General features: G+C 35.3%; 2 protein-coding genes. Both read left to right on the forward strand.

Features of this window, described 5'->3' with window-relative positions:
* Positions 1 to 691 precede the first annotated feature (691 nt).
* Complete coding sequence (locus tag BN67_RS06050) at positions 692 to 1,408, forward strand: hypothetical protein (protein WP_019223250.1); 717 nt, start codon at positions 692 to 694, stop codon at positions 1,406 to 1,408.
* A gap of 83 nt (positions 1,409 to 1,491) precedes the next feature.
* A complete protein-coding gene (locus tag BN67_RS06055) occupies positions 1,492 to 2,112 on the forward strand; it encodes an LbetaH domain-containing protein (protein ID WP_019223251.1) in 621 nt (206 codons plus the stop codon).
* Positions 2,113 to 2,125 lie beyond the last annotated feature (13 nt).

Raw genomic sequence — 2,125 nt, forward strand, 5'->3', positions numbered from 1 at the left:
TAACAATGAATGGGCATTTTATTGAATCAATACTCAAAAACCTAAAAACACTTTATGATAAGCAAGCCGCTTACAAAACGACCTTCCTGCTTTTTTAAATAGATTGGCTATCTTTAGAGGCTCTCATATGACAGAAGCGCGGTGTCTTATGAAGGCTCGCTAGGCACCTCTTATAAGACAATTCACAAAAATCATTCAATAATAAAGAGCTATGCTTTTAAAGCTAAAAATATGGCTGCTAAGAGCGTTTGTAACTTTTATGAAGTATAGAGAGCTAAATAACAAAAATACTTAAGCAAGCCATTAATATAGAATCCAAAACACACAATAAAATAGAGATTGTTTATAAGAATATAACAATGTTTATACACAACGTGTTAAAAAAATACAAAAAATATCAAAAAAGATAAAACTACTGTTGACAATAAATACGTATTTTGTTATACAAATACCCAAGTGCTGAAAACACTTAACGATTAGCGGATAGATTACGAAACAATCTTTCCAAGTCTTTAAAATACTGGCTGTTTTTTATACGTATTAAAGCGTATAATGATTATGTCGGGTGTGTCACACCATGCAATACCCTTATGGGAAAAGTGTGACGACGGACTAATCGCCGTGTTTTCAACGCCCGGCGCCTTTATAGCGCGTCAATTGAAAACTTTATTACGATTAGAAAGAATTTGAAATGAAAAATTCTCAAAATACAATTTCCTCTAACATTGCAAATGAAACCGCGTCTGTTAATAAACAAGAGCCTGCAAAAAAATACGAATTTACCGATGATTGTGAATATATCGATGGTCATTTCTTATATCGCATTCGTGCTTTAAGAGATTTTGATGATGTCAAGGCTGGCGATCTGGGCGGCTATATTGAAAAGGAAGATAACCTATCTCATAATGGCAATTGCTGGGTTTACGATAAAGCGCGCGTCTTTCAAAATGCTAGGGTTTATGACAATGCTAAAGTTAAAGGCTTTTTTGTTGATGTTTATGGCGATGCACAAATTTATGGCAATGCTATTTTTGAAGGCATGGCAATAAATGATTATTGTGAGATCTATGGCAATGCTCATATTGAAAATGCTGTTATAATTGAAGGCAATGTTAAAATTTATGATAACGCCCGTGTAAGTGGTCATGCTCATATTTCTGATATGTCTGTTATTTGTGATGATGCCCATGTCGGTGGCAATGCTAAAATAAGCGATGGTGCTTATATATGTGATCATTCCTATGTCGTTGATGATGCCGTGGTTTGTGGTGCTTATGTATCAGGGTCTTCTTGTGTTCATAGCGCCGCCTCTTTAACAGAAGATGATCAAATTCATGATGAGGCAATTCCAAGATTTGGAAGTGAAGATGATTATTACCGCCATGAGTATTATGATGAGGCAATGTAAATAATGTCTCGGGCGCGGCGGGGGCGCCACTCTTTAAAACATTTCATTTTAAAATTTAAATCTCTTTATAAAGGAATTGTGCTATGCAAAAAAAGTTTGCACTCACAAATGAAACGCGTGTATTTGATAATCATACTCTTTATCGCATTAAAGCATTAAAAGACTTTGCTGATGTAAAGGCTGGCGACCTAGGTGGCTTTGTTGAAGAGGAAAGCAATCTCTCTCATAAAGGCAATTGCTGGGTTTATGATGATGCCTGTGTTTATAATAATGCTTATGTCTTCGATAATGCAAAAATTGAAGGCAATGCCAAGGTTTTTGATTGGGCAAAAATTTATGACAATGCAAGGGTTGCTGATCATGCCTTGGTTTTTGGAAAAATTTATGTTTACGATTATGCCTGCGTTTTGAATCATGCTGAGGTATCTGACAGGGCTGTTATAAAAGGTCATGCTAAAATCTATGATAATGCTTTACTAACTGACTATGCGCAAGCTTATGGCAATGCAAAGATTTTTGGCAATGCTCAAGTTTGGTTTTTTGCTGTAGTTGGGGATGATGCTTGTATTTATGAGAATGCAAAAATTACAGGCTATACACACATTCGTGATCAAGTGAGTGTTTTTGGCAATTCCTATATAGATACAAAAAAATTGAATGGTCATATTAAAATTTGTGATCAAACCATAAAAGACGCTGCGTAAATATGCCTCTGGC

The sequence above is a fragment of the Bartonella rattaustraliani AUST/NH4 genome, from assembly GCF_000312565.1.
Taxonomy (GTDB): Bacteria; Pseudomonadota; Alphaproteobacteria; order Rhizobiales; family Rhizobiaceae; genus Bartonella; species Bartonella rattaustraliani.

What these genes read in the sequence shown, in the direction of transcription:
- BN67_RS06050 (WP_019223250.1), top strand. Translation starts at nt 692, where the DNA reads ATGAAAAATTCTCAAAATACAATTTCCTCTAACATTGCAAATGAAACC.
- BN67_RS06055 (WP_019223251.1), top strand. Translation starts at nt 1,492, where the DNA reads ATGCAAAAAAAGTTTGCACTCACAAATGAAACGCGTGTATTTGATAAT.